Genomic DNA, 24,672 nt, shown 5'->3' with positions numbered 1-24,672 from the left:
TGTTTCACCCAACCAAAATGTCTTGCCTTGGCCTTGTAAATTCTTCAAAACGCACCTTTCTTGAAACAAAAACAGCCATCGAAAAAAGACCTATTCGTCCTGCAAACATAGTAAAAATTATAATGACTTTACCCCAAAATGACAAATCATGAGTTACTCCAACCGAAAGACCAACTGTTCCAAAAGCAGAAAATACTTCATAACCCAAATCAATAACTTTCCAATTGCCAGACCCCCCTTCAAAAAAAAGAAGCATAAAAAAAGAAAAACTTACAATAAAAATAGCTCTTGCAAAAAATAAAAGTGCAAATCTTATGCTATCTATTGAAACCTTATAAGATCCAATAATGTATCCATTGCCATTTTGATTTTTAACAACAGCTAATACAATTAAAAAAAATGTTGTAATTTTAATTCCCCCCGCAGTTGATCCAGGCGCCCCGCCAATAAACATAAACGGCAAAGAAACTATTTGGGTTCTTCCACTTATCAAAGAATTATCAAGATAATTAAAACCAGCTGTTCTAGTACTAATCGAATAAAAAATTGAATTAAATATTAGAGTACCTATTGAATAACCATCTTTTAATTTATGCATCTCTGTGAAAAAAAATAAAATTGCGCCAATTATGATTAAAACAAAACTTAAAGAAAAAACTATTTTAGCATGAAGTGATAGTTTTTTTCTGTTCTTAATAGTATTCTTTACATCTCTATAGACCATAAACCCAAGCCCACCACAAATTATTAAAATAGAAACCACAACTATAGCCTCAGGAACATCTCGCCACGCATAAATACTCTCAGAATGCATGGAAAAACCCGCATTACAAAAAGCAGAAATTGTCGTAAATAAAGCCTCTAAGAATGAAATATTAACTCCCCTAAGTTTAAAACAAATAAGTATTAATATTAAACCTATCATTTCAATTGAAAAAGTTATAAATAATATGCTTTTTAAAATTCTAATAGGATTATATTCTATATTTGAAAGAGAATACTGCTTTATTATTCTTGCATCCGTTAAATTCATTTTCTTTTTAGGTATAAGCAAATAAAAAGTAGTAATACTTATAAATCCAAGCCCTCCAAGCTGGATTAGCAACATTATTAAAATAAATCCAAAAGTAGAAAAGCTTTCTACCTCAACCGTTATAAGACCCGTAATGCTTACAGCAGAAACAGCGGTAAAAAGAGCATCAATGTATGCTAATTTGCCATCACCTTGCCAAGAAATAGGCAACATTAACAAAAGAGAGCCTATAAACATAATTAAAACAAAATAACTAAAAAGTAAAAACCTGTCGCTAAATTCAAATTTCAACATATGATACAAAAAGTTGTTTAAATTATCAAAAATTTATCTTACATAGCATAATATTTTAACATTGAAATATTATCATAATTACATTATTTTTAATATATGTTTGAAGTAGAATCAAAAGTATTTATTCCTCCAAAAGAATTGAAAAGAATTATTAAGTTAGCAAATAAAAAATTCAAATTTATTAAAGAAGAAATAAAAACTGACATCTATTACTCAAACCAAAAAAAAATTATAAGAATAAGAAAATTAAATACTCTAGAAAAAATTGTCACATTTAAAAAAAAAATATTAGACAACAACAATACTATAGAAATTAATAAAGAGATAGAATTCAAAATAGACAGCATTAACAATTTTTTAATCCTTATGAAAGAGCTTAAATTTAAAAAGCTATACAAAAAGATAAAAAAAAGTTTAATTTATCAAACTAATAATTTAAATGTAGAGATAAACGAAATAAAAAATCTTGGATTTTTTCTAGAAATAGAAAAAATAATTAACGATCAAAATGATATAGATTTAGCAAAAAAAGAAATTGGCAGCATAATCAATCAATTTGGATTAAAAGAAAATATTGAAACTAGATCCTACTTTGAATTACTTTCATTGGCGAACCAAAGTAAAAAATAATTCATTGGAATTATAGCTTAAAGTAGAAACTACAAACCCTTGATTGCCATAAATTCCAATCTGGGGGCTAGTAACATTGCTCTTAAAATGCTCCAACTTATTTAAAAAATACCAATTTTTATTCTTAAGATAAATCAATCTCACATTATTATTGTCTTCAAAAGCTAAAAACAAATTATTTTTATAAAGCCCAATATCAATACTTGAGCCTTCCATTTCGACATTAGGGCTTATATTGATCCATTTATTGCTTTTCAAAGGGCAAATGCTTACAATAGGTCTATTTTCAGAAACCAAACTCATAATTATTTGATTAAAATTAGAATCAAAAAAACCTTTAATAAAATTAGCCATATAAACAGAAGGAATATTTGCATTTACCCAAGCACTTTCATTGTTTACAATAAATTCAGATTTAATCTCATCATTTGACTTATAATTATAAAAAATACCCAAAAAAGGTTCAGATATTAACCCAATGTTTGATGAATTAACATTAGAATCACCTTTACTTAAATAAGAATGTATTACGTCAGCCCAAATACTTCCGTAACCCATATTTGAGATTAAATTTATTTTATATTCATCTCCAATTTTCCTTAAATATGTCAAATACAACCTATCCTTTAAATCAATGCTAATATTTAATAAAGATCCAAAATTTTCCATGTACCCAGGACTAATATCAATCCATTTTCTACTATTAAATTTTTTAACTACAAGCTCACTAGTAAAATCAGACCCTGATTTCGTAACAAAAGCAATATATAAATTTCCTTTTGAATTAATTGAAAAATCAAAATTAACTATATTAACAATATTTCCATTAACAGATGAATCAAGATTAAACCAACCAACATTCTCAATAAACTCAGCAACCTTAATGTCTTCGCTATTTTCTAACTGATAAGCAATATAAATATTGCTTTTATAAGTCCTTAATACATATTTTTTAAGCTTGTCAGTTAAATTTAAAACGGGTAGCTCTTTTAAAGTAAAAAATAAATCTTCTTTTTCAATCTTAGATGTTTTAGCTTTCAGAAAATTGCTATTCAAAATTGAAAAATCTAAATCTGTAAGCGAAAACTTTATGTTTTCATTTTTAGTGCCAACGTATATTATTGCGTAAAGAGAATTTTTATCTAACCTTATTTTAAAATCACTTTTTTTTATTTTATCAGTTATGTACTTTTTATTAGAAATATCATAAATTTTAAAAACAAAATCGGAATTTGAATTCTTATCTAAAGTCAAAATATAATCAGAAGATTTGCTGACTTTTAAATAAACACTTCCCTTTCCACTTCTATTTAGAATACTCAGCGGACTAATTTCCGTTAATATTTGATTTACTTGAGCTTGAATGGAAGAAAGTTTTGCAAATAAAAATATCAAAATTAATGTCTTATTTATTTTCATATTTTTTTTACATTCAAAAATATTAAGGCATAGTCTAAAAATGATAAAATTGCAAAAAGAGCAGCACAAACATACGTTGCTTGAACAATAAATAAGAATTTGAATTCAAAATTTAAAATGTAGCTAATAAAATTTTGAATTGATTCTGTAAAGTTAAGTTGATTTAAAGTATAAAGCAAAAGACTTGCAAAAGTACAAACAGCATAAAGAAGCGACTTTAATTTTCCCAAAAAATTGGCTTGTTGAACTATATTAAACTGAATAATTAAATTTCTAACAAAACCAATAGAAATTTCACGATAAATAAATATTACAAAAAAATAATAAGGGGTTATTCCTTTGTAAAAGAAAAAAACAAAATATGTTAAATGCTGCAAAACATCCGCATAAGGATCTAAAATTTTACCTACATTGCTAACAAGACCATATTTTCTTGCAATATACCCATCAATAAAGTCAGTAAATTCATTAAAAATGATTAAAAACCAAATAATTCCAAAAAACAAATATGGAAAAAATATATTTTCCAAAAAAAACAAAATTAATATAATAAAGGAAAGTATAATCCTAGCTAATGTTATCTTATTAGGAGTAATAACCTTGATTAAATTATTCAATTTATCAAATCTCCTTATCTTTTACTTTTAATAAAATAAACTTAAGAGCTTCATTAAGTTCAATTCCATTTATTTGCTCATTTGTTCTTGTTCTAATAGATATTCTTTCTTCTGCTACTTCTCTCTCTCCAATTATAAACATATAAGGTATTTTTTTAGCCTGATATTCCCTAATCTTAGCATTCATTCTTGAAGAGCTATTATCAAGTTTTATTCTAATCCCCTCATTTTTAAATTTATTAAAAACCTTAATAGCATAATCTTCTACAATATTGTTAACAGGAATGATTACTGCTTGAACAGGAGATAACCATAAAGGAAACGCTCCGCCATAGTGCTCTACAAGAATTCCAAAAAATCTTTCAATAGATCCCAACAAAGCTCGATGAATCATAAATGGTCTTTTTTCTTTACCATCCTCAGCAGTATAAGTCATATTAAATCTCTCGGGTAGATTAAAATCAAATTGAATTGTGCTCATCTGCCACTCTCTTTCAAGTGAATCAACTATCTTAAGGTCAATTTTAGGCCCATAAAAAGCACCTCCCCCTTTATCAATTTCATAAGGAACTTTAAAATCACTTAAAGCCTCTTCAAGAACTTTTAAAGACATTTCCCAATCAGCATCATTCCCAACAGACTTGTCAGGCTTTGTAGAAAGATATGCCTTTAAGTTGTTAAAGCCAAATTTATTCCACATATAAATAGCAAATCTAAGAACTTCTTTAATCTCATCTACAACTTGAGAATGGGTACATATAATGTGAGCATCATCCTGAGTGAAGCCTCTGGCTCTCATTATGCCGTGCAAAGCACCTATCTTTTCATAACGATATACAGTGCCAAGTTCGGCCCATCTAAATGGTAAATCTCTATAAGAATGTCTACCTGTATTGTAAATTGCAATATGAAAAGGACAATTCATGGGTTTAAGATAATAATCACTTTTATCCATTTCTATTTTTTCAAACATGCTGTCCTTATAAAAGTCTAAATGGCCAGAAGTTTGCCAAAGCCAAGATTTACCAACATGGGGTGTAAAAAGAATATCATACCCATTTTTAGAGTGCTCTTCTCTCCAAAAATCCTCTATTAAAGCTCTTATTTTGGCTCCATTGGGATGAAAAAAAACAAGTCCTGGTCCAATCTCTTCATGAATAGAAAATAAATCAAGTTCTTTTCCAAGCTTTCTATGGTCTCTTTTTTTTATTTCCTCTCTCAAGTTAAGATAAGATCTTAGCTCTTTTTCATTGTTCCACAAAGTTCCATAAATTCTGGTAAGCATTGTATTTTTTTCATTACCTCGCCAATAAGCTCCAGCAATACTAGTAAGCTTAAATGCCTTTGGATCAATTTTATTCATATTATCAACATGAGGACCCCTGCAAAGATCAACAAACTTATGGCTCTTATAAATAGAAATTTCATTTTGTAAATCAAAATTTTTAATCAAATCAATCTTATAAGGCTCATCTTTAAAAATTTCAAGAGCCTGTTCTACGCTTATTATCTCTTTTTCAAAAGAACTCCCGGTCTTTAAAATCTCTCTCATTCTATTTTCTATGTCCAAAAGAGAATCTTCTGTAATTTGCTTTTTAAATTCAAAATCATAATAAAAACCATCTTTAATAGGGGGACCTATTGCAATTTTGGTATTTGGAAATAAATCACGCACAGCTTCTGCCATAACATGAGCTATTGAATGTCTTTTTTTGTAAAGAATATCTTCTTTATTTAAATCTTTACTCACAATAATACCCTTAATCTTTTGATTTTTATTAAAAAATTAAAATTTATATTCATCACCTTTACGCAAAAATACGTGCCTCAAATATTTATAATTACTAAGTTAAAATATACAAAAAAATTTTCTAAAAAAATAGAGATAAGAAAACAAAAAAATGAAAATAAATTCTCAATCCATAGCAACTATTGATTCAATATTAAAATAAAAAGACATTGCTAAAAAAAATGTAATAGTAGAAGAACCCCCATAAGAGAGAAAGGGAAAAGGAATCCCAGTAATAGGAAGAACTCCCAAAGACATTCCAACATTAAAAGAAGTATGAAAAAACAAAAGTCCCAAAATTCCAGATATTACTAAAGCCATATATCTATCTTGACTTTTATTCATTATTATCAAAAATTTAAAAAAAAGGAAAAAAAATAATATTAAAATCGTACTAACACCTAAAAATCCAAACTCTTCAGCAAGAATAGAAAAAATGAAATCTGTGCTCTGAGATGGCACATAATTAGCATGGGTATAAGGTCCTTTTAAAAATCCTTTGCCCAAAAGACCCCCAGAACCAATTGCTATCTTAACCTGATTTAAATTCCAACCAGCGCCCTTAGCATCAATAGCCGGATCTAAAAATACTAAAAACCGCTTAATCTGATAAGTCTTCATTAACTTTGAAAGGACTTTTGAAAACACTATTGAAACCAATAAAATAGAACTTGCAAAAAATACATAAAAATAAATTATTTTAATACTCAAACCATATTTAGCAATAAAAAATCCTATAACAGAAATCAAAAGTATTAAAAGCAACACCCCCATTACTACTCTAAAATAAAAAGGATTTGAAAAAATAAGATAAAATACATTACCCATATTTACTTTATATTCATACCAAACCGGTAAAATTGCAAAAACAAAAGATAAAAACCCTGTCAATGCAAATGCTAAAACATAATGTAAGTCTATTCCTGCAAAAAAAGAAATAAATATAAAAATGGTTAAATATACTATCGCTGTACCAAAATCAGGTTGCAATAATATAAGAATTACAGATGGAAAAATTAACAAAAATGCAGCAATAAAAATAAAAAATTCATTATAACCTTTTTTTTCAGCATAAAATTTTGAAAGTGTTAAAATAATAATAACTTTACCAAATTCAGAAGGCTGCCCTCCAAACTTCCATATACCAATCCAAGACCTTGCTCCGTTTACAGTCATTCCAAAAAATGCAGTAAAAATTAAAGCTAATATTAATAAAAAATATAAAGGATATACCATGCTATAAACAAATTTTAAATCATATTTACCCACTATAAAAATCAAAAAAAATCCAATAATTACCCAAAAGGTTTGTTTTATATATTCATTCTTAGTTAAAGACCCACTAATATTATAATCGCTAGAATAAATCAACAATATACCAACAAAAGAAACTATAAATAAGCTTATTAAAGCTAAATAATCATAATTTTTCCTAAAAACCATTAATCTACCTAATATACCAAGGCCTATAGCCTTTAAGAATATCTTCATAACTTTGATTTGCAAAAATACCTTGCATTATTAAATCTGTAGATTTTGCAGGCCACCAATCTACATTGCTTTTTGCCTCAACCAAACTAAAAACAATAATTTGATTATCAGCTGAGCCATTATAAGGAGCAAGTCCAATAAAAGAACTATTTTCAAAACCATCTATACCAGTTTGACCAGTACCTGTTTTGCCTCCAACCTTAACAGCTTTCGTAATAACTGCATATTTTGCTGTACCATAAGTTACAACACTCCTCATATATTTTTTTAGAAGCTTAAATGTGTTCTTACTAATAAGATTTGTCTTTTTTAGTATTTCTGGCTTATTCTCAAGAATAATTTCATTCGTACCGCCCTTTAAAATTTTATTTACAACTCTAGGCTTATATACAACACCTTCATTTGCAATCATAGCAACCATATTAACAATCTGAATAGGGGTAGCATTCAAAAATCCTTGACCTATTGAAAAATTTACAGTATCTCCTCCTACCCAAGATTGATTAAAAGTTTTTTCTTTCCACTCGGGACTAGGAAGTAGACCAGATACTTCATTTGGCAAATCAATTCCTGTTTTTTCTCCAAACCCAAATTCTTTTGCATATTTTCTAATTTTATCAACCCCAAGATACTTAAGTCCAAGTGTATAAAAATAAACATTAGAAGAATGTGCAATCGCCTCTTCTAAATTAACATACCCATGACCACCGGGCTTCCAACAATGAAAAATTCTATTTCCAACTTTAAAATATCCAGGACAATAAATTTTACGATCTTTATCTATAACTCTCTCCTCAAGAATAGCAGCAGCAACAACTAACTTAAAAATAGACGCCGGTGGATAAACAGATTGAATAGCTTTGTTTAAAAAAGAGTAATCTTCCTTATTATGTTTATTGTAAACATCTCTCATAGAATAGTAAGGATAGTTGTGAAGAGAAAGAACAGCACCTGTTGATGGTTTTAATACAACAATAGAGCCATGCCTTTTGCCCAAAGCATTCTTAGCAAGATCTTGAATATCTTTATTAATATTAAGTACAACATCATTACCTGGAACCATATTCTTTATGATAGAACCGTCATCTATTTTTCTTTCCTTAGAATCCACTTTGTATTTAATTAATCCCTCTTGCCCTCTAATATAATTATCATAAACTTGTTCAATACCCAACTTTCCAATCGTAGAAGTATTGTCATAACCACTAACATTATAAAACGTTCTAAGCTCTCTTTGATTTATTTGCCCAACATAACCGATTGAATGTGAATATGAATCATCAACTAAATAGTTGCGCTTAAAAGAATAAGTCCATAAAAGAGCAGGATAATCAAACTTTTTTTCAGAAATTCTAAACAACATTTTTGGAGTAAGTTCCATTATTTCAACATCTTTAAGATATCCACCAGGCTCTTGCAGCTTAGACAAAATAATAGATTTATCAATATCTAGAGTGCTTGACAAAAAGTCTACCATCTCAATTCTAGTAGCAACGGGCATATTATAATATTGTTGCAAACTTATCTTTAAAACAAACATGGTTAAATTATTTGCCAAAATATTGGAATTAGAATCTAAGATCTCACCCCTTGAGGCATTGATTTTTTCCAATCTCGATAAAAAAACATTGGCCTCCCTATCGTAAAACAAATGCTTACCAATTTGCATTTTAAATAAAATCGCTAGATAAAACAGCATAATTACTATTAAGAAAAATATTCCAAATTTGTATCTAAAATTTGTTATAACACCCACTAATAATCCTCTTTAAAAGAATAAAAATTTCTAGTAAAATAATTTTGAATTGGATACAAAAAGTTAATAAACATTATATTTACAACAAGGTCAAGGTTAAAAATTGAATAATTAAAAGATTTTAAATCTATAAAATCATAAAATACAATAGCCAAAAACCATAACATAACTTTTGAAAAGATAAAAAATATTGTCATGCTAAGCATATTCTTAGGCATCAATAACTTTATTTTATTGTTAAAATAAAATATTAATGTATACCCAAAAACAAAAAATCCAAGTGGCAGTCCTGTAAAATAATCCATAAGAAGACCATATAAAATGCTAGATAATAATCCCACATTAAAAATAAAATTCAAAGAATTAAAAACTAGAAAAATTAAAAAAATATCTATTGAAAAATAAAAATAAGTTGCAAAATAGTGTTGAAAAATTTTACCTAAAAATGCACTAGAAATAAAATATGTTAAAAATGCTGCCATTATTTACCAATCTCTTTGTTGTTTTTAACAAGAAAAACATACTCAAGCTTATCTAAAACTATTGCTGGTTCTACTTCTATTTTTAAAAGAGAATTGTAATCAAGAATATGAAAATTTGTAATCTTTCCAATATAAATGCCAACTGGATATTCACTAAACCCAGCAGTAACAATAGAATCACCTATCTTCAAATCTTTTTCAGCAAGTTTATTAACATAATTCATTTCAAGTTTTTTGCCATAACCATTACCTTCTACAAGACCTATAAACCTGCTACTTTGAATCCTTGCAGACACAAAATTTTCATAATTGGTCAAAGGCAAAATTTTAGCAGTATTAGAATAAACCTTTACAACTTTGCCTACAAGACCACTAAAGCCGTCTTGATAAGCAACTGCTATCATATCCTTTTCTATCCCATCATTGAATCCTTTGTTAATAGCCATTAAAGTCGATATATTTGAATAATTTAAATATATAATCTCTGCTGAAATAAAATCGCTAGAACTTGATGAATAAAAATTTAATTGCTCTTTAAGACGAACATTCTCTTGCCTTAGTGACTGTATATTCTGAGTTACTATTTCAAGCTGTTGTATCCTTTTTTTATAAAATTCTATCTTGTCCTTATAATTTTTATATTCATTTACGGTTTCAAAAACATTGGAAATAAAACTAAAAACCTCATGCATTCTACTTTGAATATAAGAATTAAGAGTAAAAAACAAAAAATTATCAGTTTTTTTTCTTTGAACACTGCTTGAATCATAAATCATAAAAACAAGAGAAACTATCAATACTAAAAGCACTTTGATAAAATTCTTGAATTTGACAAGAAAATTCATAACTTATTCATTGATAAAACTGTAAATATTTTTACTAATATCTATTCTATTAGCGTAATCATAAAATAATCCAGCACCAACAGCTACAGAGAGAAGCGGATTATCTGCAACGTAAACAGGAACTCCGGTCTCTTTTGAAAGAAGCCTATTTAAACCCTTAAGAAGAGCTCCTCCTCCTGTTAAAATGATGCCGCGTTCAACAATGTCTGTGGCAAGCTCTGGGGGTGTTGCACCAAGAGTACGCTTAACTTCATCAACAACAACATTAATAGGCTCTTGTAAAGACTCCCTTACTTCCATAGAATCAACAAGTTGCTTTCTAGGAAGACCAGTTACAGCATCTGTACCCTTAATATCTATTTTTTCTACCCTCAAATTTTGAATATCAGGATATACATTTCCTATCTTAATTTTCAATTTTTCTGCTGTCTGTTGACCAATTATAATATTATGAGAATTTCTCATGTACTTTATTATGCTCTCATCAAATTCATCACCACCGGTTCTAATCGCCCTACTTACAACCATGCCGCCAAGAGAAATAACCGATATTTCTGTAGTTCCACCCCCAATGTCACACACCATGTGGCCTGTAGGTTCAAAAATAGGAATATCAGATCCAATAGCAGCTGCAAGAGATTCTTCTATTACCTTAACTTCTCTTGCACCAGCATTCATTGCACTCTCTTTTACAGCTCTTCGCTCAACCTCTGTAATGCAAGTTGGAACACCTATTACCATTCTTGGCTTAAAAAACAATTTCTTACGAGAAAAAATTTGATTAATAAAATATTTAATCATCTTCTCTGTATTCTCAATATCAGCAATAACTCCGTCTCTGAGTGGACGCACAGCTTTAATATTTTCTGGAGTTTTCCAAAGCATTTTTTTAGCATTTCGACCAACCGCAACGACTTTATTACCTTTAGTAATATCTATTGCAACAACAGAAGGCTCACTCATAACCACACCATAATCTTTAATATAAACCAACGTATTACATGTTCCAAGATCAATACCAATATCTATCAAAAAAGACTTAAACAAATTCAAATCAACCTCCCTAAAAATCTTCCAAAGTAATTCCAAGCCTCTCTCTTGCTGCTTCTAAATAAGGATTAAGATTGAGAGCTTCTCTCCAGTATTTTCTAGCTTTAGGATAATCTTTATCTCTCTTCCTATATATATCTCCTATTTTAACATAAACGCTAGAATTTGAACTATTAATTTCTAGAACTTTATTATAGTAATTAAAAGCACCATCATAGTCTCCCTTATCCAATAGAATGTCCCCATAAAGCAAATATACCTTTTGAATTAAATTTTCGTCCGTTCTCTCACCCTTTGACAATTTTACTTTTTCTTCTTCTATTATTTTTTTTATATACTCTACACTTTTATTTATATCATTCAGCTTGTAATTAACATAAGCCAAACTCCAAAGCACTAAATCAGATTTATTTTCATTGTAGGCTTTTTCAAAAAACTTTAAACTAGACTTGTAATCTCTTAAAAGCTGATACGAATACCCCAAATACTCAAAAACATCTTCTTTAATGTTCATGAAATCAAAACCACCAACACTTAAAGCCTTCTTCAAAAATTTTACAGCAAGTTCGCTATAAAACTCTCCTTTATGAGAATATGCTTTTCCCAATATATAATACAAAGGGCCTATAGAGACTCCATCATTTATAGAGATTAAAAATCTTAATCTTTCTATAGATTTATCTAAAAATTCTCCTTTCAAATATTCTTCATTTACTATTAAAGAATAATAAAAGTATGAAAATCCCAAAAGTAAATTTAAATTAAAATCAAATCTATGATTTTTAATGTCATTCTCAGCATAATCTATTATTTCTTTATATTCTTTTTTATCCCACAACGAAAGCAAATCAACTTCTGTTGGTCCTGCTTTCAAATAAGAATTAGAAAAAGATTTGAAATATAATAAAATATAATAAATTAAAAAAATAAAAATGAAAATCATAAATGAATAAAAAACATATCTTAAATATCTTATTTCCATTTAAAACTCTCTTTTAGACTTATGAAATTAAGCTGACACCCATAAGCCGAGTTCTGTACTATGCCATCATCTCTCTTGTTTTTTTATCGCTAAAAAAATCGTGCGATCTACCCGTAAGCATATCCTCAAGAACAAAGGAAGCTTACATACTTGATCTTGCTCCTAATGAGGTTTATCTTGCCTGTATTTATTGCTAAATAAGCGGTGAGCTCTTACCTCACCTTTTCACCCTTACCTTTTATGGCGGTAATTTTCTGCGACACTTTCTTAGGTTTAAAAAACCCCTAGGCATTACCTAGCATTATGTTCTTATTGGAGCTCGGACTTTCCTCTTAAGCTTTAATTATTATAAAACTAAGCGATGGCTGACTGCCAGCTTAAATAAAAAATATCAAATTAACAAATTTTATTCAATAAGATCTGCTAAACTACCAGGAATTATTTCATCACTTATTCGAATTTTATCCTGATAATAAAGTATTCTACTACAATAAGGACAAAATTTAATATCGTTGGGCTCACGTCTTACTTTATTTGCAAATTCAACAGGAAGTATCATATGACAGCCTTTACAAACATTATTAATCAAAGGCACAACTCCGTTTGATTTATTTCTTATTATCCTTTGAAATTTAAATAAAAAATCTTCATTCATTTTAGAAGCACAATTTGACTCTTCACTCTCTATTTCTAAAAGTTTCTTTTCAATTTCTAAAAGCTCTAACTCTAAACTATTGCTTTCAGCCCTAAAACATTCTTCTTCTTTGCCATGTTTCTCGGTAACATCTAACATTTCCTTTTCTATTTTAGTTTTAAGTCCATTAACATGTGTCATCTTTTTTCTAATTGTAACTTCATCGTCAATAATAACCTGAAGCTCTTTTTCAAGGGCTTCATATTCTCTTTGTGTTTTAATGCTATCAATTTTTTCTTCTGCCTTACTCTTTCTTGAATTAATATCTAAAATATCTAACTTTAAAGCAGAGTCTTCTCTTTGATATTCCTTAAACTTTTGTTGCAAATCAATAAGAACTTTCGATAATTCTTCAATCTGAATTTTTTTCATCTCCAAATATTTGGGAATACTTTTTCGTCTTTCTTCAAGCTCAAACTTAGACTTATATATAACTTCAAGTTTTTTTAATGTATCAATATTATTATCCATCAACCCTCCCATGTTTAATTTAAATCTTCAAGATAATCTTTTAATTTTTGAGTTTTTTTGGGATTTTTAAGCCGCCTTAATGCCTTAGATTCAATTTGCCTAATTCTTTCTCTTGTAACATTAAAATGAAGTCCAACCTCTTCAAGAGTTAAAGAATAGCCATCTTCAAGCCCAAATCTCATTTTGACAACTTCTTGTTCTCTTTCAGGAAGAGTTCCAAGAATTGCTCTTATTTGATCTTGCAAAACCACAAAGGACGTGTGATTTGCAGGATTTTTTATTGCTTTATCCTCAATAAAATCACTAAGAACAGAATCTTCCTCTTCTCCAATTGGCGTTTCAAGAGAAACGGGCTCTCTTGAAACACTTTTTACAGTTTTAACCTTTTTAAGCTCCCATCCAAGTCTGTCTGAAAGCTCTTCATCTGTAGGATCTTTCCCTAAAACTTGAATTAAATATCTAGTTTCCCTATTAAGCCTATTTATTTGTTCAATCATATGAACAGGAACTCTAATTGTTCGAGCTTGATCAGAAATAGATCTTGTTATAGCCTGTCTAATCCACCAAGTAGCATAAGTTGAAAACTTAAAACCTCTTTTATATTCGAACTTTTCAACAGCTTTAATTAATCCAATATTACCTTCTTGAACAAGGTCAAAAAAATGAAGACCTCTATTTGCATATTTCTTAGCAATGCTTACAACAAGCCTTAAATTAGCCTTAATCAACTGATCTTTAGCATGCTGCATCATTTGTTTTCCCTTAGCAATCTCTTCTGACATGCTTATTATTTTATCCATTGGATACTCATAATACATTTCAATTCTCTCAAGTTCTTTTTGAGCAAGCTGAGCTTCTGTAATCTGCTCTTTAATAGCATCTTCTTTAAGTTTAAGAGATTTTTCAATCTCTATTCTTTTCTCAGCAATAGTCAAATCTCTTCCAAGCACTCTCAAGTCTCTTATTTTTTCAATTTTCAACCTACTTAGAATTATTCTTTGCTGCCTTTGCAAATCCTTTATTTTGTTAGCAGAGTCAATATAATCATCTGAAAAAATCCTTAGTTCATCTTGATATAAAGGAATGTCTCGTAAAAGCTCTTTTAAGGCTAATCTTTCCTTTTTTAAATTCTTTTCAAAAATATCCCCCCCAAGCTCATATACCCTATGCTTATTATCTACATAACTTATTAAACGATCTTGAATTGGTTTTAAAGGAACTTTATAAAAAGAGGCAATTCTTTTTTTTTTATTATAATAATCAGGATTATTTTCTTTATCTTTATCTTTTTCTCTTTTAAAAAACTCTTCTCTTTCCATTCTTGAATAAATAGTATTAACAAGATTATAATAGTTTTCTATAACAAGTCCTTCATTTTTAAGAATATTCTCAATTATGCTTTCTCCAGAATCCATTTGCTTTGCAAGTTCAACTTCTTGATTCCCCGTTAATAAAAACTCTTTTCCTATTTCCTTTAAATAAAGCTTTATTGGATCTTCTGAATGACTATCTTTTAAGGCATTACTTTTAATATACCCTGAACCCAAATCATCCTTAACAGAAATATCTTCTTCATCACAATCATCCAGTTTGCCATCAATATCAACATCTTCCTCATCACTTTGAAAACCATCGTCTAAAATCATAAAATTTCTATCAGATTCAATCTCCACCTCTTCCTCTTCATCATTTCTATCTTCGGCTCCTACCAGATCTAATTCCGAAATTTTATTAACCAACCTTATTCCCCTATCTTCAAGTATTGAGCAAATACAATCAAGGATCTCTGGTTCTAATATATCATCGGGAAGCAAATTTGATAATTCACTAAAACTAAGAGATTTTCTATCTCCCAAATGAGTAACAATACCCTCTATCAGCTTCGAATATTTCTTTTCCAAATCCGACAAAATTCAACTCCCTGGAACATCGTCTATATAGATTTTTAAATTTTTTCTCTGCATATTTAAAAACATTAATTCATTTATTTGAACTTTAGCATTCACCAAAGAGTCCTCATCACATTTTCTTTTGCAAAGCAAAACACGAGAATCTAATTTTCTCCTCTTGATTGCAAGCAAAACATGAATGAGTGTCTCATCATCCACTTCAAATTCAGAATTTAAAATTTCTTCAAAAAAAAACTCACTAACTTTATAGCTGTCCTTTAAATTTCTTTTTAAATCCATTAATGAAAAATCTTCATTATTTTCAAATAAATCTTCAAAGCATATAAAAGTTTTTCTAGCATTAATATCAATTAAATCACTATCAATAATATTGCGCCTTATTATACCAAAATAACTAAAATTTTTCAACAAAGCTACTATCAGATACCTCTCATAAGAATCATCATTATGAGCATACAAATTTCTTTTATTATTGTCAACTACAAATCTTTCTTTTATTCTATAATAATCTTTTAATAAAGTTGTCACGCCAATACCAAGCTTATTGCTTAGCTTGTCTAAAAAAATTTTTTTCTGAGTATCTACTTTTGATAAATTTATCAAATTTAAAAATAAATTAATCATAGCATTTAAATCTACAGTTTTATTTAAATCATATTTATTAGAATAAACATCTAAGAGATAGTCAAAAGCATCACATCTATTATTTAAAATTTCCTGTAAAAACCCCTCACCTTCATCTTTAAGAATATCTGCAGGATCACGACCAACATCCATTTTAACAACACTAACATTAATATTAAATGGCAAACAAATTTGATAAGCTTTTAAAGTTGCAGAAAGTCCAGCATCATCGCCATCAAAAGAAAATATTATCTCATCAGCATATCTTTGAATCAAAGCCAGATGTTCTTTTGAAAAAGAAGTGCCAAGAGTAGATACGGCTCTCTTAATCCCAGATGTAAAAAAAGCAAGAACATCTATATATCCTTCCACCAATATAACTGACTTTGTAGATTTAATCTCATCAAACCCCTCATAAAATCCATAAAGAAGTTCCTTTTTTTTAAAAACTTCAGTCTCGCTTAAGTTAATATACTTAGAACCTTTGCCATCTAAATCTCGACCCCCAAAACCAACAACGTTTCCTTTAAAATCTTTAATTGGAAAAATCAATCTTTGAGACAAAATAGAAGCTTTGGGAGTTGTCTTTGAGAATAAGCCACTTTTTCTCAGTATTTCAGAAGAGTATCCTTTTGAAACTAAAAAATCATAAAGCTCTAAACCATCTTTAACATTGAGTGGTAAATATCCAAGTTCAAATAAATCAACGACTTCCTTAGATATTGCTCTACTTTTTAAAACGTAATCTAAAGCTTTTTTGTTTTTATTCAAAAAAAATTTAATAGTATTGATTAATCTAGAATTTAATGAGTAAATTTTTGAAACTGTGTCTTTATCTTCATTTTTTTTTTCACTTTCTCGACTTATTTTTAAATCATTATAATAAACACCAAATTTTTCACATAAAATCTTAAGAGCATCATTGTAATTGATTTTCTCCATATCCATTAAAAATCCAATAACATCCCCACCCTTTTTACATCCAAAACAATAAAAATATCCTTGCAAAGAATTTACAAAAAAAGAAGGGGTTTTCTCAGCATGAAAAGGACAAAGCCCTTTATAAGTAGATCCCGATTTAACAAGCTTAATATACTGTTCCACAATAGCTACAATATCAAATTTAGATTTAATTGAAGCTGTAATTTGTAAATACTTCATACTCCTTAATCCTTAGTAATAAAATTTTTAATATAATCTTTTGCCCCTAGAAGATGTGAAGAATAATCTGATGAAAATTTATGTGTCCCCGATTTAGAGTCTTTTACCACAAAAAATAAATACTGTGTATTTTTTGGGAAAAAAGCTGCTTGTAAAGAAATAATACCAGCATTTGAAATTGGAGTGGGGGGATACCCTTTATTAACATATGTATTATAAGGAGAATCTATCTCTAAATCTGAAAAATAAATTCTTTTGGGATGATTTCGTCCTAGCTCCTCTGTAATAACATACTCAATAGTAGCACAAGATTGTAATGCCATACCAGATTTTATTCTATTATAAAAAACCGAAGACATTATTGAAGCTTCACTTTTAACCCTATACTCACGCTCAACAATAGATGCTACTATTACTCTGTTATAAAGATCTTTACTTGAATAATCACTAAAAACAACACCTATAGATTTAAGCTTATTCAAAAAATTATCGACAAACATACGAACAATATTCTTTACTTCTATACCCTTATAAAATTTATAAGTATCTGGAAATAAAAATCCTTCAAGAGAATCATAATCAAATCCAAGCTCATAAATAAACGATTTTTCGTTGATCAAAAAAATAAAATCTTGAACATCGTCAATGACGTCAAATTCTTTAAGCTTAAAAGCAATTCTTCTGCTAGTATACCCCTCAGGTATTGTAACATCAATATTTACATTAGAAGATCCCTTTAAAAACTCTTTATATATCTCAAATGTAGAAAGATTACCATTGATTGAATATCTTCCCTCTTTAAATTGTTTGTCACTGCCAAAAATATACGAAATAAAAACAAGAAGCAATTCGGATTTAATTAATTTTTGTTTTTTCAATTCTTTAGCTATTTTTTTAACTCCCCAACCTTTCTCAACATCAAATTCATAAACTAAACCATTTTCTAAAGAAGATAGATTTAAAAAATATATAAAAATTGACAAAATAGATCCTAAAAAGAACAAAAGAATAAATACTTTCCCAATTTTAATAAGCACAAGAATCTCCTAGCCAAACAAAAGTATTCGCTAATTACTCACTAGTATCAATTAAAATTTTAATTGATACTAACGTTATACTTATAACCAATAAAAATAACTTTTCTAAATAGACAAAAGTACAAGCACCATAATGAAACGATATATCACATTTAAAGGATTACAATCAAAAAGATTGCAATCTAAAAATTACAAAAAGGTAATTTCTTATAATTTAACTAAATTGGGGAGGGTGGGATTCGAACCCACGTAGGCAAAGCCAACAGATTTACAGTCTGCCCCGGTTAACCACTTCGGTACCGCCCCTAAAAGCCGACTGTCGGAGTCGAACCGACGACCTGCGGTTTACAAGACCGCTGCTCTGGCCAGCTGAGCTAAGTCGGCAAATAACAAACTAATAGTTAGTTTATAAAAATAAAATTCATTAGTCAATATAATAATGGCAAATAATTAATGCAATCTTTCTATTAATCTATTTGTTGCCAGAAAGAAAAATTTTAAAAACAAGGGCACAAAAAAAAATCATAAAACTAAAAATTAAAATTAAATAATAATTAATTTTTTTATTTCTCAATAAATAAAAAAATATCAGTCTAGTAGATTCAAGCCCAAAAGAAACAGAGCTTAAAACAATAGTAAGATCAAGATAAAATTTCTGAAAATTGTAAACAAAAATATTGTAAGAACCAGCCAAAAAAACGAATAAACTCAACAAAGAATTTAAAAACAATACAATAACCAAAGTTCTAATAAAATTTGAAAAACGTCTTAGATTTTTTACTTTAAAAGCTTCCATGGGATTTATAAATTTTTTATTATAAAAAGTGCTTGATCGATGATTTCTAAAAGATTGCCAATAACATCAGCTAATGTAATTTTTTTATTTTCATTTACCATTGACTTATAAGAAACTGTTAAAGATTTTCGAATAAAAACATTATGATTTTCCAAAAGAGTCAAACATCTTTTTTTAAGCTCAATAAAATAATCTACAAATCTATTTGAAATCTTATCAATAGAAGTCGATTCATTTAAGCACCACTTCAAAATCTTTTCCTTATAAGAGTCATCAATTTTGCTCTCTCTTTTATGCCTTTCAAACTCTTCATTTTTATAATCAATCTCAAAGTAAATATTATAAATTTCTTTTTTCAAAGCAGTAATATTATTTTCAATGTCAACATATATATTTCTCAAATCATGATTATTAATTAGCACGACATTATTTATAGTTCTTAAAACCTCCACCATTCTAACATCATATATGTTTTTAAAAAAATCATTAAGAAAATATAATTTTTTAAAACTATAATGACTAAGATCTAATTCATTAAAAATCTCACCCTTTAAATTTAAAATTACGCTAGGATCTCTAACAAGACTTTTTATTTCCTTGATAACAAGAACTTTTAAAGAGCTATCACGCCTTTTGATAGCCTGACCCATAACATTCAAAAATAAAATGTTCTCATAAAAATTTTTCACATCAAAAAAGGGCACATATTTTTTAGGAGATGCAACCGGATTTTTACAATACACCCTAAAAACATCTAAATAAGGTAAAGTTCTCGACAAACCAACAATTTTAGATACAACAGATAAAACATTTTTAAATACATATTCTACTCGAGATAAATGATCTTCTCTTGAAATTATTTCTGAATTACTAATATCATCAGATATTAAAAAATAATTTGATATAATACTTTTAACAATATCCTCATCTATCTCAATATCTTTTAATGTATACAAAATGTCAAAAAAATAATTCAAATACTTACTAACACTTGAAAAACTAGTTCCAAATCCAACCTCAAGATCAACGATACTCATACTTTCAATATTATCTAAAAGATCTACATTGAAAAATGAAAAAAAAGACTTGTAAGGGAAAAACGCCAAACTATTAAAAACATAATAAAATTCAAACATATCAGAGACAGTTCTGTAAGTACTAGATGGAATAGAATTAATATACTCATTTATCTTGACCTTAAGAGATTCTTCTAAATCATTTTGAGTCTTTTCTTTTTTTAGAAAAAGCGCATATTCACCTTCATCCAAAAAATCTTCCAAATTTTTCTTGGAATTAAGAACTTTATTTTGAATAATTTCTAAAATAGTTTGCTCAACAACAACGCCACCTTTTTCTAATTTCCTAAAAAATTCTTTCAATTCCATTGAATATCGACAAACACCAAAAAACATTTCTACAAAGCCAATATACAAGCATTCTCTCTTAAAATCTATTACTGGATTTTTACACATTTCATTAATTTGATTTTCCAGGTTTTTTATAACATAACTTTTATAAATATCTTCTTTACTTTTATCCTTCTGAAAAAAATTTAAAATAGTTAACCACATTCTTATAAGAAATGATTCTTCCATTAAACGCCCTGAAAGAAATTTTTCAAGCTGAGAATCAACATAAGGCTCATTGCTACAATTTGGCAAAACAAACTCAGAAGAATTTAAGCCTAAATTTTTTCTTATATCATTCATCAACCTATTTTTAGTCTCTTTTGAAAGCTGACCTATAGCGTTGTATACACTATTGTTATTACCACTCATAAAACCTCAATAAAACCATTTTAAAAAAATAAAAGTACTACTTACAACATACTTCAAATAAATTAAAATTGTAAATCAATTTCAGAAAAAAAATATTTACACTATAATATAATTTTATATGAATTTGGGCAAGAATAATCAAAACATAATTAAAATTGGTAAAATATTTAAAAAAAACAACTACGAATTTTATTTAGTTGGAGGCGCTTTAAGAGACTTACTACTTAATAAACAACCTTGCGATTTTGATTTTGCAACAAATGCAACTCCCGAAGAAATAATAACATTATTCCCAAACAACATTAAAACAGGAATAAAACATGGCACAATTGGTATTATTTTTAATAAAAAAATTTTTGAAATCACTACATACAGAATAGAAAAAGAATATGAAAACAACAGAGCTCCAAAAAAAGTAGAATATACTAGAAATTTAATTAAAGATCTTAAAAGAAGAGATTTTACAATCAATGCAATTGCAATGGATATTTTTAACTTTAACATAATAGATTACTATGATGGGAAAAAAGATCTTAATAAGAAAATAATAAGATGCATAGGAAACCCAAATAAAAGATTTGAAGAAGACGCCCTTAGAATACTAAGAGCAGCAAGATTTTCATCCACACTTAATTTTAACATCGAAAAAAATACTTTAATTTCAATGAAATACAAAAAAGAAAATATTTTAATGATTTCAAAGGAAAGAATAAAAAATGAATTTCACAAATTGTTAGAAGGCGCAAATATACAAAAAGGAATTTATTATCTTAAAAAAATCAATTTTTTTAAGAATTTTTTCAATCTAGAAATAAAAACAAAATTAATAAAAAAAACTGCTCTACTTAGCAAAGACAAATTTTATCTAAAGGCAATCACTATACTAACAATTAAAAAACCTGTAAAAGAACTAAAAGAAAAATTAACTTTACTTAAATTCTCAAATAAAGAAATTAGGTTAATTTTATTTTATAGAAGCATAATCGATAATAACAACATTTTTAATGTTAAAAAATTAAGTGATATTAGGTACTTGCTTAGCAAAAGCACAAGAGAACATTATAAAGAAATAATTGATATATACAAAGCACTAAAAGGGAAAAATAAAAAATATTTATTTATAATAAAAAATATAAAAAGAAAAAAATTGCTAAAAAGCCCTCTCTCTTTAAAAGATTTAAAAATAAACGGGAAAGATATTCAAAATTTAAAACAAATAGAAAATAAAAATATAGGTAAAATCTTAAACCTACTGCTAAGCTATGTAATTGAAAATCCTAAGCTTAATACCAAAAATTATCTTATAAATAAAATAAAAACCTTAAAGATTAATATCTTCCATGGCTTTTAAAGCTACTTCGGCCGCTCTCATTTCGGCTTCCTTTTTAGATTTACCCTTTCCGTTTGATATAAACTTTTCTCCAACATAAAGTTCAACACAAAAGACTTTATCATGATCTGGACCTATTTCCTTGTCTAGTTTATAATTTGGCGAGATTTTATATTTCTTTTGAACATATTCTTGCAACAAGCTCTTATAATCTTTAAAATCACCCCTATTAAACATTAATCTTATGTACATGTCAAAAAGCCCAACCACAAATTCTGTTGCCACCAAAAACCCACTATCAAGATAAATAGCACCTACAAGAGCTTCAATAGCATCGGCAAGAATGCCTTTTTTATTGCGACCATCATTACTCTCCTCCCCTCTTCCAAGTAAAATATAAGAACCAAGATCAATCTCTCTAGCAATACTAGATAGGGAATCTTCACTAACAATATAAGATCTAGCCTTACTAAGCTCTCCTTCACTTTTATTTGGATAAGTTTTATAAAGATGGTCTGTGATAATCAAATTAAGCACAGAATCTCCCAAAAATTCTAACCTCTCATTATTGCCAGATTTTTGATCCAGCTCATTAGAATAAGACGAATGGCTCAATGCTGTATTTAATAAATCAAAATTATTAAAATCAATGCTCAAATTCTCCAAAAATTCACTCAATTGAGCTTTTCTTTCACTACCAAAACAAAAATCGGAAGAATTTTTTTTCATCAACCTTTTCTCTTTTTAATAAAATTAACAACATCACCTACCGTCTCAAATTCATTAGCTTCGTTTTCTGGGATCTTATCATCAAAAGCCTCTTCAAGTAAATACAAAAGCTCATAAATATCAAGACTATCTGCACTAAGATCCTCAACAAATCTAGAGTCTAGAGTAATTTCATCTTCTTTTTTATCAAGTTGCTCAGATATAATAGATCTAACCTTGCTAAAAATTTCATCATTATCCATGAACATACCTTCCTTGCTACAACTACAAACCTATTTCCAGATATTGATTATTCCTATAATATCCACACTTTAAACAAATTCTGTGTCTCACTCCAAGATTGCCACAATTAGAACATTCCTGAAATTGCGGAATTTTTTTCCTCATATTTATACTACGCCTTGTTCTACTCCTAGATTTTGAAGGCTTAAATTTTGGAACAGCCATTACTTTCTCCTACTACTTTTAAACAGATTAAATTATCTTAATAATATATATATTAACCAAGTCATTTGTCAATAAACTTAGATTTCAATCTATTAAACACCAATTCTGGAACAAAATGAGAAAGATCAACATCCTTTTTCATCATCAATTCCTTTACAAAATTTGACCTTATGTATAAATGCTCTGCACTACTTGGTAAAAATATAGTATCAATTTTAAAATTTAACTTATTATTAACAAGATACCTCTCAAACTCTATATCAAAATCATTAAAAGCTCTAATTCCCCTAACAATAAATTTAATAGAATTAATTAATGCATAATCAACAATAAAGCCACTATACCTATCTACAAATACATTTAAAAAATTTAAAGACAAAATAACATCTTTTGTAAGATCAAACCTCTCGCTATCACTTAGCAAGTATTGTTTTGATTTATTTTTAGCAACCAAAACAACAACTTTGTCAAAAATAGCCAATGATCTTTTAATTAAATCGATATGGCCCCAAGTAATTGGATCAAAAGATCCTGGGAAAACTGCCACCTTCATATCACCAAATCCTAAACCCTTTATTAACATCTTTAAGAATTTTTTTGCGCCATATTGGTTGTTCTTCTAAATTTTCAAATTCAATTTCTTTAATAATTTTGAAATATAAATATTCGCCTCTAGAAGAGGTATCCACAATAAAAAATTTACCAACACCCCTATAAACTAATTTTTCATTACTTGAAAGATTATTTTCAACCGTTAATTTGTTGATAATACAATCAAAATGAACAGGCTTATCTTCATTTTCAACTTTTAAAGACATACTGAAAACAAGATCATTTATTTTTTTTTCACAAATACAACAAGTAACATCAAGATTTATTCTTGTTTTAAATTTTATATTTTTTCTTCTAAATTTACCCTTAAAAACATTTTGTTTATCTGCATTCAAAACAGTCGATCTATTATTAGAACTGTTTACTGGGGCAACATTTTGACTTTTACTCTCAGAATTTAATCTTCTATTTTTAAACCCATAAAAACGCTTATTGAATTTCTGAAAATTGTTACCCTTAAACTTACTTTGAGTATATTTCAAAATCAACTCTCCCTAACGATAACAAATAAATATTTACTCTCCAAAAAAATAAAAATTTTAAAGACAAAATTACTTACACAACTTAAAAGTTTTTCAACAAATCAAAATTTTAAACCTTTAGCTTTTTTAAAGACAAAAATACACTTTAGCTTGCATTAAAATTAATAAGAATTACTAATTAATGCTTTTAATAGCAATAAATACACGCTTAAG

Annotated in this window: 22 protein-coding genes, 2 tRNA genes, 1 other RNA gene and 1 pseudogene; 2 read left to right on the top strand and 24 right to left on the bottom strand. The window is 28.0% G+C overall.

Annotated features, from left to right (window positions below; genetic code table 11):
- Nucleotides 1–4 precede the first annotated feature (4 nt).
- Nucleotides 5–1,327 carry a TrkH family potassium uptake protein gene (locus QIA27_RS04175; RefSeq protein ID WP_301403652.1) on the bottom strand — a complete coding sequence of 441 codons (1,323 nt, stop codon included), beginning with the start codon at nt 1,325–1,327 and terminating at the stop codon, nt 5–7.
- A 96-nt stretch (nt 1,328–1,423) separates the two neighbouring features.
- Here QIA27_RS04175 and cyaB point away from each other — a divergent pair, with 96 nt between their 5' ends.
- Complete coding sequence (gene cyaB, locus QIA27_RS04170; RefSeq protein ID WP_301386519.1) at nt 1,424–1,957, top strand: class IV adenylate cyclase; 534 nt, start codon at nt 1,424–1,426, stop codon at nt 1,955–1,957.
- Here the strand turns inward: cyaB and QIA27_RS04165 are convergent.
- The 18 genes and pseudogenes from QIA27_RS04165 to QIA27_RS04080 form a co-directional block, all read right to left on the bottom strand.
- Nucleotides 1,931–3,376, bottom strand: a complete 1,446-nt coding sequence (locus tag QIA27_RS04165) for a hypothetical protein (RefSeq protein WP_301386518.1) — start codon at nt 3,374–3,376, stop codon at nt 1,931–1,933. The two genes, cyaB and QIA27_RS04165, sit on opposite strands and share 27 nt — an antisense overlap.
- Nucleotides 3,363–3,993 (bottom strand): annotated as a pseudogene (gene pgsA, locus QIA27_RS04160) (CDP-diacylglycerol--glycerol-3-phosphate 3-phosphatidyltransferase). The gene QIA27_RS04165 and the pseudogene pgsA overlap by 14 nt, the downstream one beginning before the upstream one ends.
- A 4-nt stretch (nt 3,994–3,997) precedes the next feature.
- On the bottom strand, nt 3,998–5,743 hold the full coding sequence (gene thrS / locus QIA27_RS04155) for a threonine--tRNA ligase (RefSeq protein ID WP_301403651.1): 1,746 nt from the start codon (nt 5,741–5,743) through the stop codon (nt 3,998–4,000).
- 165 nt (nt 5,744–5,908) lie between these two features.
- The gene (gene rodA / locus QIA27_RS04150) at nt 5,909–7,225 is read right to left on the bottom strand and encodes a rod shape-determining protein RodA (protein WP_301386619.1); all 1,317 of its coding nucleotides are present in this window, start codon (nt 7,223–7,225) and stop codon (nt 5,909–5,911) included.
- Nucleotides 7,226–7,229: 4 nt separating this feature from the next.
- A complete protein-coding gene (mrdA, locus tag QIA27_RS04145; protein WP_301354100.1) occupies nt 7,230–9,029 on the bottom strand; it encodes a penicillin-binding protein 2 in 1,800 nt (599 codons plus the stop codon).
- Nucleotides 9,029–9,511: a rod shape-determining protein MreD gene (locus QIA27_RS04140; RefSeq protein ID WP_301403650.1), complete on the bottom strand. Its 483-nt coding sequence runs from the start codon at nt 9,509–9,511 to the stop codon at nt 9,029–9,031. Before QIA27_RS04140 ends, mrdA begins: the two co-directional genes overlap by 1 nt.
- Entirely contained in the window at nt 9,511–10,356 is an 846-nt protein-coding gene (gene mreC, locus QIA27_RS04135) for a rod shape-determining protein MreC (protein WP_301354098.1), read from the bottom strand. Before mreC ends, QIA27_RS04140 begins: the two co-directional genes overlap by 1 nt.
- 3 nt (nt 10,357–10,359) lie before the next feature.
- The gene (locus QIA27_RS04130; RefSeq protein ID WP_002557301.1) at nt 10,360–11,409 is read right to left on the bottom strand and encodes a rod shape-determining protein; all 1,050 of its coding nucleotides are present in this window, start codon (nt 11,407–11,409) and stop codon (nt 10,360–10,362) included.
- 10 nt (nt 11,410–11,419) lie between these two features.
- Entirely contained in the window at nt 11,420–12,388 is a 969-nt protein-coding gene (locus QIA27_RS04125) for a tetratricopeptide repeat protein (RefSeq protein WP_301354095.1), read from the bottom strand.
- Between the two features lie 24 nt (nt 12,389–12,412).
- An RNA gene (gene rnpB / locus QIA27_RS04120) (RNase P RNA component class A) lies at nt 12,413–12,768 on the bottom strand.
- Between the two features lie 26 nt (nt 12,769–12,794).
- Complete coding sequence (locus QIA27_RS04115) at nt 12,795–13,553, bottom strand: zinc ribbon domain-containing protein (protein ID WP_301354093.1); 759 nt, start codon at nt 13,551–13,553, stop codon at nt 12,795–12,797.
- A 14-nt stretch (nt 13,554–13,567) separates the two neighbouring features.
- Nucleotides 13,568–15,463, bottom strand: a complete 1,896-nt coding sequence (gene rpoD / locus QIA27_RS04110; RefSeq protein ID WP_301403649.1) for an RNA polymerase sigma factor RpoD — start codon at nt 15,461–15,463, stop codon at nt 13,568–13,570.
- 3 nt (nt 15,464–15,466) lie between these two features.
- Nucleotides 15,467–17,248, bottom strand: a complete 1,782-nt coding sequence (gene dnaG, locus QIA27_RS04105) for a DNA primase (RefSeq protein WP_301403648.1) — start codon at nt 17,246–17,248, stop codon at nt 15,467–15,469.
- 5 nt (nt 17,249–17,253) lie between these two features.
- Nucleotides 17,254–18,285, bottom strand: a complete 1,032-nt coding sequence (gene mltG / locus QIA27_RS04100; RefSeq protein WP_301403647.1) for an endolytic transglycosylase MltG — start codon at nt 18,283–18,285, stop codon at nt 17,254–17,256.
- 224 nt (nt 18,286–18,509) lie between these two features.
- A tRNA-Tyr gene (locus tag QIA27_RS04095) sits at nt 18,510–18,591 on the bottom strand.
- Nucleotides 18,592–18,595: 4 nt separating this feature from the next.
- Nucleotides 18,596–18,669: transfer RNA gene (locus tag QIA27_RS04090), tRNA-Thr, on the bottom strand.
- Between the two features lie 88 nt (nt 18,670–18,757).
- Nucleotides 18,758–19,081, bottom strand: a complete 324-nt coding sequence (locus QIA27_RS04085; protein WP_301354086.1) for a hypothetical protein — start codon at nt 19,079–19,081, stop codon at nt 18,758–18,760.
- A 5-nt stretch (nt 19,082–19,086) separates the two neighbouring features.
- Nucleotides 19,087–20,859 carry a hypothetical protein gene (locus QIA27_RS04080; protein WP_301403646.1) on the bottom strand — a complete coding sequence of 591 codons (1,773 nt, stop codon included), beginning with the start codon at nt 20,857–20,859 and terminating at the stop codon, nt 19,087–19,089.
- Between the two features lie 118 nt (nt 20,860–20,977).
- On the opposite strand from QIA27_RS04080, the gene QIA27_RS04075 reads away from it, so the two are divergent.
- Nucleotides 20,978–22,210 (top strand): CCA tRNA nucleotidyltransferase, encoded by a 1,233-nt coding sequence (locus QIA27_RS04075; protein ID WP_301386512.1) that lies wholly within the window; start codon nt 20,978–20,980, stop codon nt 22,208–22,210.
- Here the strand turns inward: QIA27_RS04075 and rnc are convergent.
- From rnc to QIA27_RS04050, 5 genes are all read right to left on the bottom strand, one after another.
- Nucleotides 22,181–22,918: a ribonuclease III gene (gene rnc, locus QIA27_RS04070; RefSeq protein ID WP_301354080.1), complete on the bottom strand. Its 738-nt coding sequence runs from the start codon at nt 22,916–22,918 to the stop codon at nt 22,181–22,183. The genes QIA27_RS04075 and rnc overlap by 30 nt on opposite strands.
- Complete coding sequence (gene acpP, locus QIA27_RS04065; RefSeq protein WP_006068702.1) at nt 22,918–23,160, bottom strand: acyl carrier protein; 243 nt, start codon at nt 23,158–23,160, stop codon at nt 22,918–22,920. The genes rnc and acpP overlap by 1 nt, the downstream gene beginning before the upstream one ends.
- A gap of 22 nt (nt 23,161–23,182) precedes the next feature.
- Nucleotides 23,183–23,365, bottom strand: a complete 183-nt coding sequence (gene rpmF, locus QIA27_RS04060; protein ID WP_002557290.1) for a 50S ribosomal protein L32 — start codon at nt 23,363–23,365, stop codon at nt 23,183–23,185.
- A 61-nt stretch (nt 23,366–23,426) separates the two neighbouring features.
- The gene (gene coaD / locus QIA27_RS04055; protein ID WP_301354079.1) at nt 23,427–23,918 is read right to left on the bottom strand and encodes a pantetheine-phosphate adenylyltransferase; all 492 of its coding nucleotides are present in this window, start codon (nt 23,916–23,918) and stop codon (nt 23,427–23,429) included.
- A 1-nt stretch (nt 23,919) separates the two neighbouring features.
- A complete protein-coding gene (locus QIA27_RS04050; protein WP_301403645.1) occupies nt 23,920–24,459 on the bottom strand; it encodes a hypothetical protein in 540 nt (179 codons plus the stop codon).
- Nucleotides 24,460–24,672 lie beyond the last annotated feature (213 nt).

Origin of the sequence: [Borrelia] tanukii, assembly GCF_030439725.2 — a bacterium.
In the GTDB taxonomy this organism is placed as follows: Bacteria; Spirochaetota; Spirochaetia; order Borreliales; family Borreliaceae; genus Borreliella; species Borreliella tanukii.
Note: the sequence above shows the minus strand (reverse complement) of the source record. Positions and strands in the feature narration are given on the sequence as shown.

Excerpts from the sequence above, each read along its gene's own strand:
- QIA27_RS04165 (WP_301386518.1), bottom strand. The coding sequence starts at position 3,376 with ATGAAAATAAATAAGACATTAATTTTGATATTTTTATTTGCAAAACTT.
- QIA27_RS04075 (WP_301386512.1), top strand. The coding sequence starts at position 20,978 with ATGAATTTGGGCAAGAATAATCAAAACATAATTAAAATTGGTAAAATA.
- QIA27_RS04085 (WP_301354086.1), bottom strand. The coding sequence starts at position 19,081 with ATGGAAGCTTTTAAAGTAAAAAATCTAAGACGTTTTTCAAATTTTATT.
- QIA27_RS04125 (WP_301354095.1), bottom strand. The coding sequence starts at position 12,388 with ATGGAAATAAGATATTTAAGATATGTTTTTTATTCATTTATGATTTTC.
- QIA27_RS04140 (WP_301403650.1), bottom strand. The coding sequence starts at position 9,511 with ATGGCAGCATTTTTAACATATTTTATTTCTAGTGCATTTTTAGGTAAA.
- mreC (WP_301354098.1), bottom strand. The coding sequence starts at position 10,356 with ATGAATTTTCTTGTCAAATTCAAGAATTTTATCAAAGTGCTTTTAGTA.
- rodA (WP_301386619.1), bottom strand. The coding sequence starts at position 7,225 with ATGGTTTTTAGGAAAAATTATGATTATTTAGCTTTAATAAGCTTATTT.
- QIA27_RS04080 (WP_301403646.1), bottom strand. The coding sequence starts at position 20,859 with ATGAGTGGTAATAACAATAGTGTATACAACGCTATAGGTCAGCTTTCA.
- QIA27_RS04175 (WP_301403652.1), bottom strand. The coding sequence starts at position 1,327 with ATGTTGAAATTTGAATTTAGCGACAGGTTTTTACTTTTTAGTTATTTT.
- acpP (WP_006068702.1), bottom strand. The coding sequence starts at position 23,160 with ATGGATAATGATGAAATTTTTAGCAAGGTTAGATCTATTATATCTGAG.
- rnc (WP_301354080.1), bottom strand. The coding sequence starts at position 22,918 with ATGAAAAAAAATTCTTCCGATTTTTGTTTTGGTAGTGAAAGAAAAGCT.
- cyaB (WP_301386519.1), top strand. The coding sequence starts at position 1,424 with ATGTTTGAAGTAGAATCAAAAGTATTTATTCCTCCAAAAGAATTGAAA.
- QIA27_RS04115 (WP_301354093.1), bottom strand. The coding sequence starts at position 13,553 with ATGGATAATAATATTGATACATTAAAAAAACTTGAAGTTATATATAAG.
- dnaG (WP_301403648.1), bottom strand. The coding sequence starts at position 17,248 with ATGAAGTATTTACAAATTACAGCTTCAATTAAATCTAAATTTGATATT.
- coaD (WP_301354079.1), bottom strand. The coding sequence starts at position 23,918 with ATGAAGGTGGCAGTTTTCCCAGGATCTTTTGATCCAATTACTTGGGGC.
- rpmF (WP_002557290.1), bottom strand. The coding sequence starts at position 23,365 with ATGGCTGTTCCAAAATTTAAGCCTTCAAAATCTAGGAGTAGAACAAGG.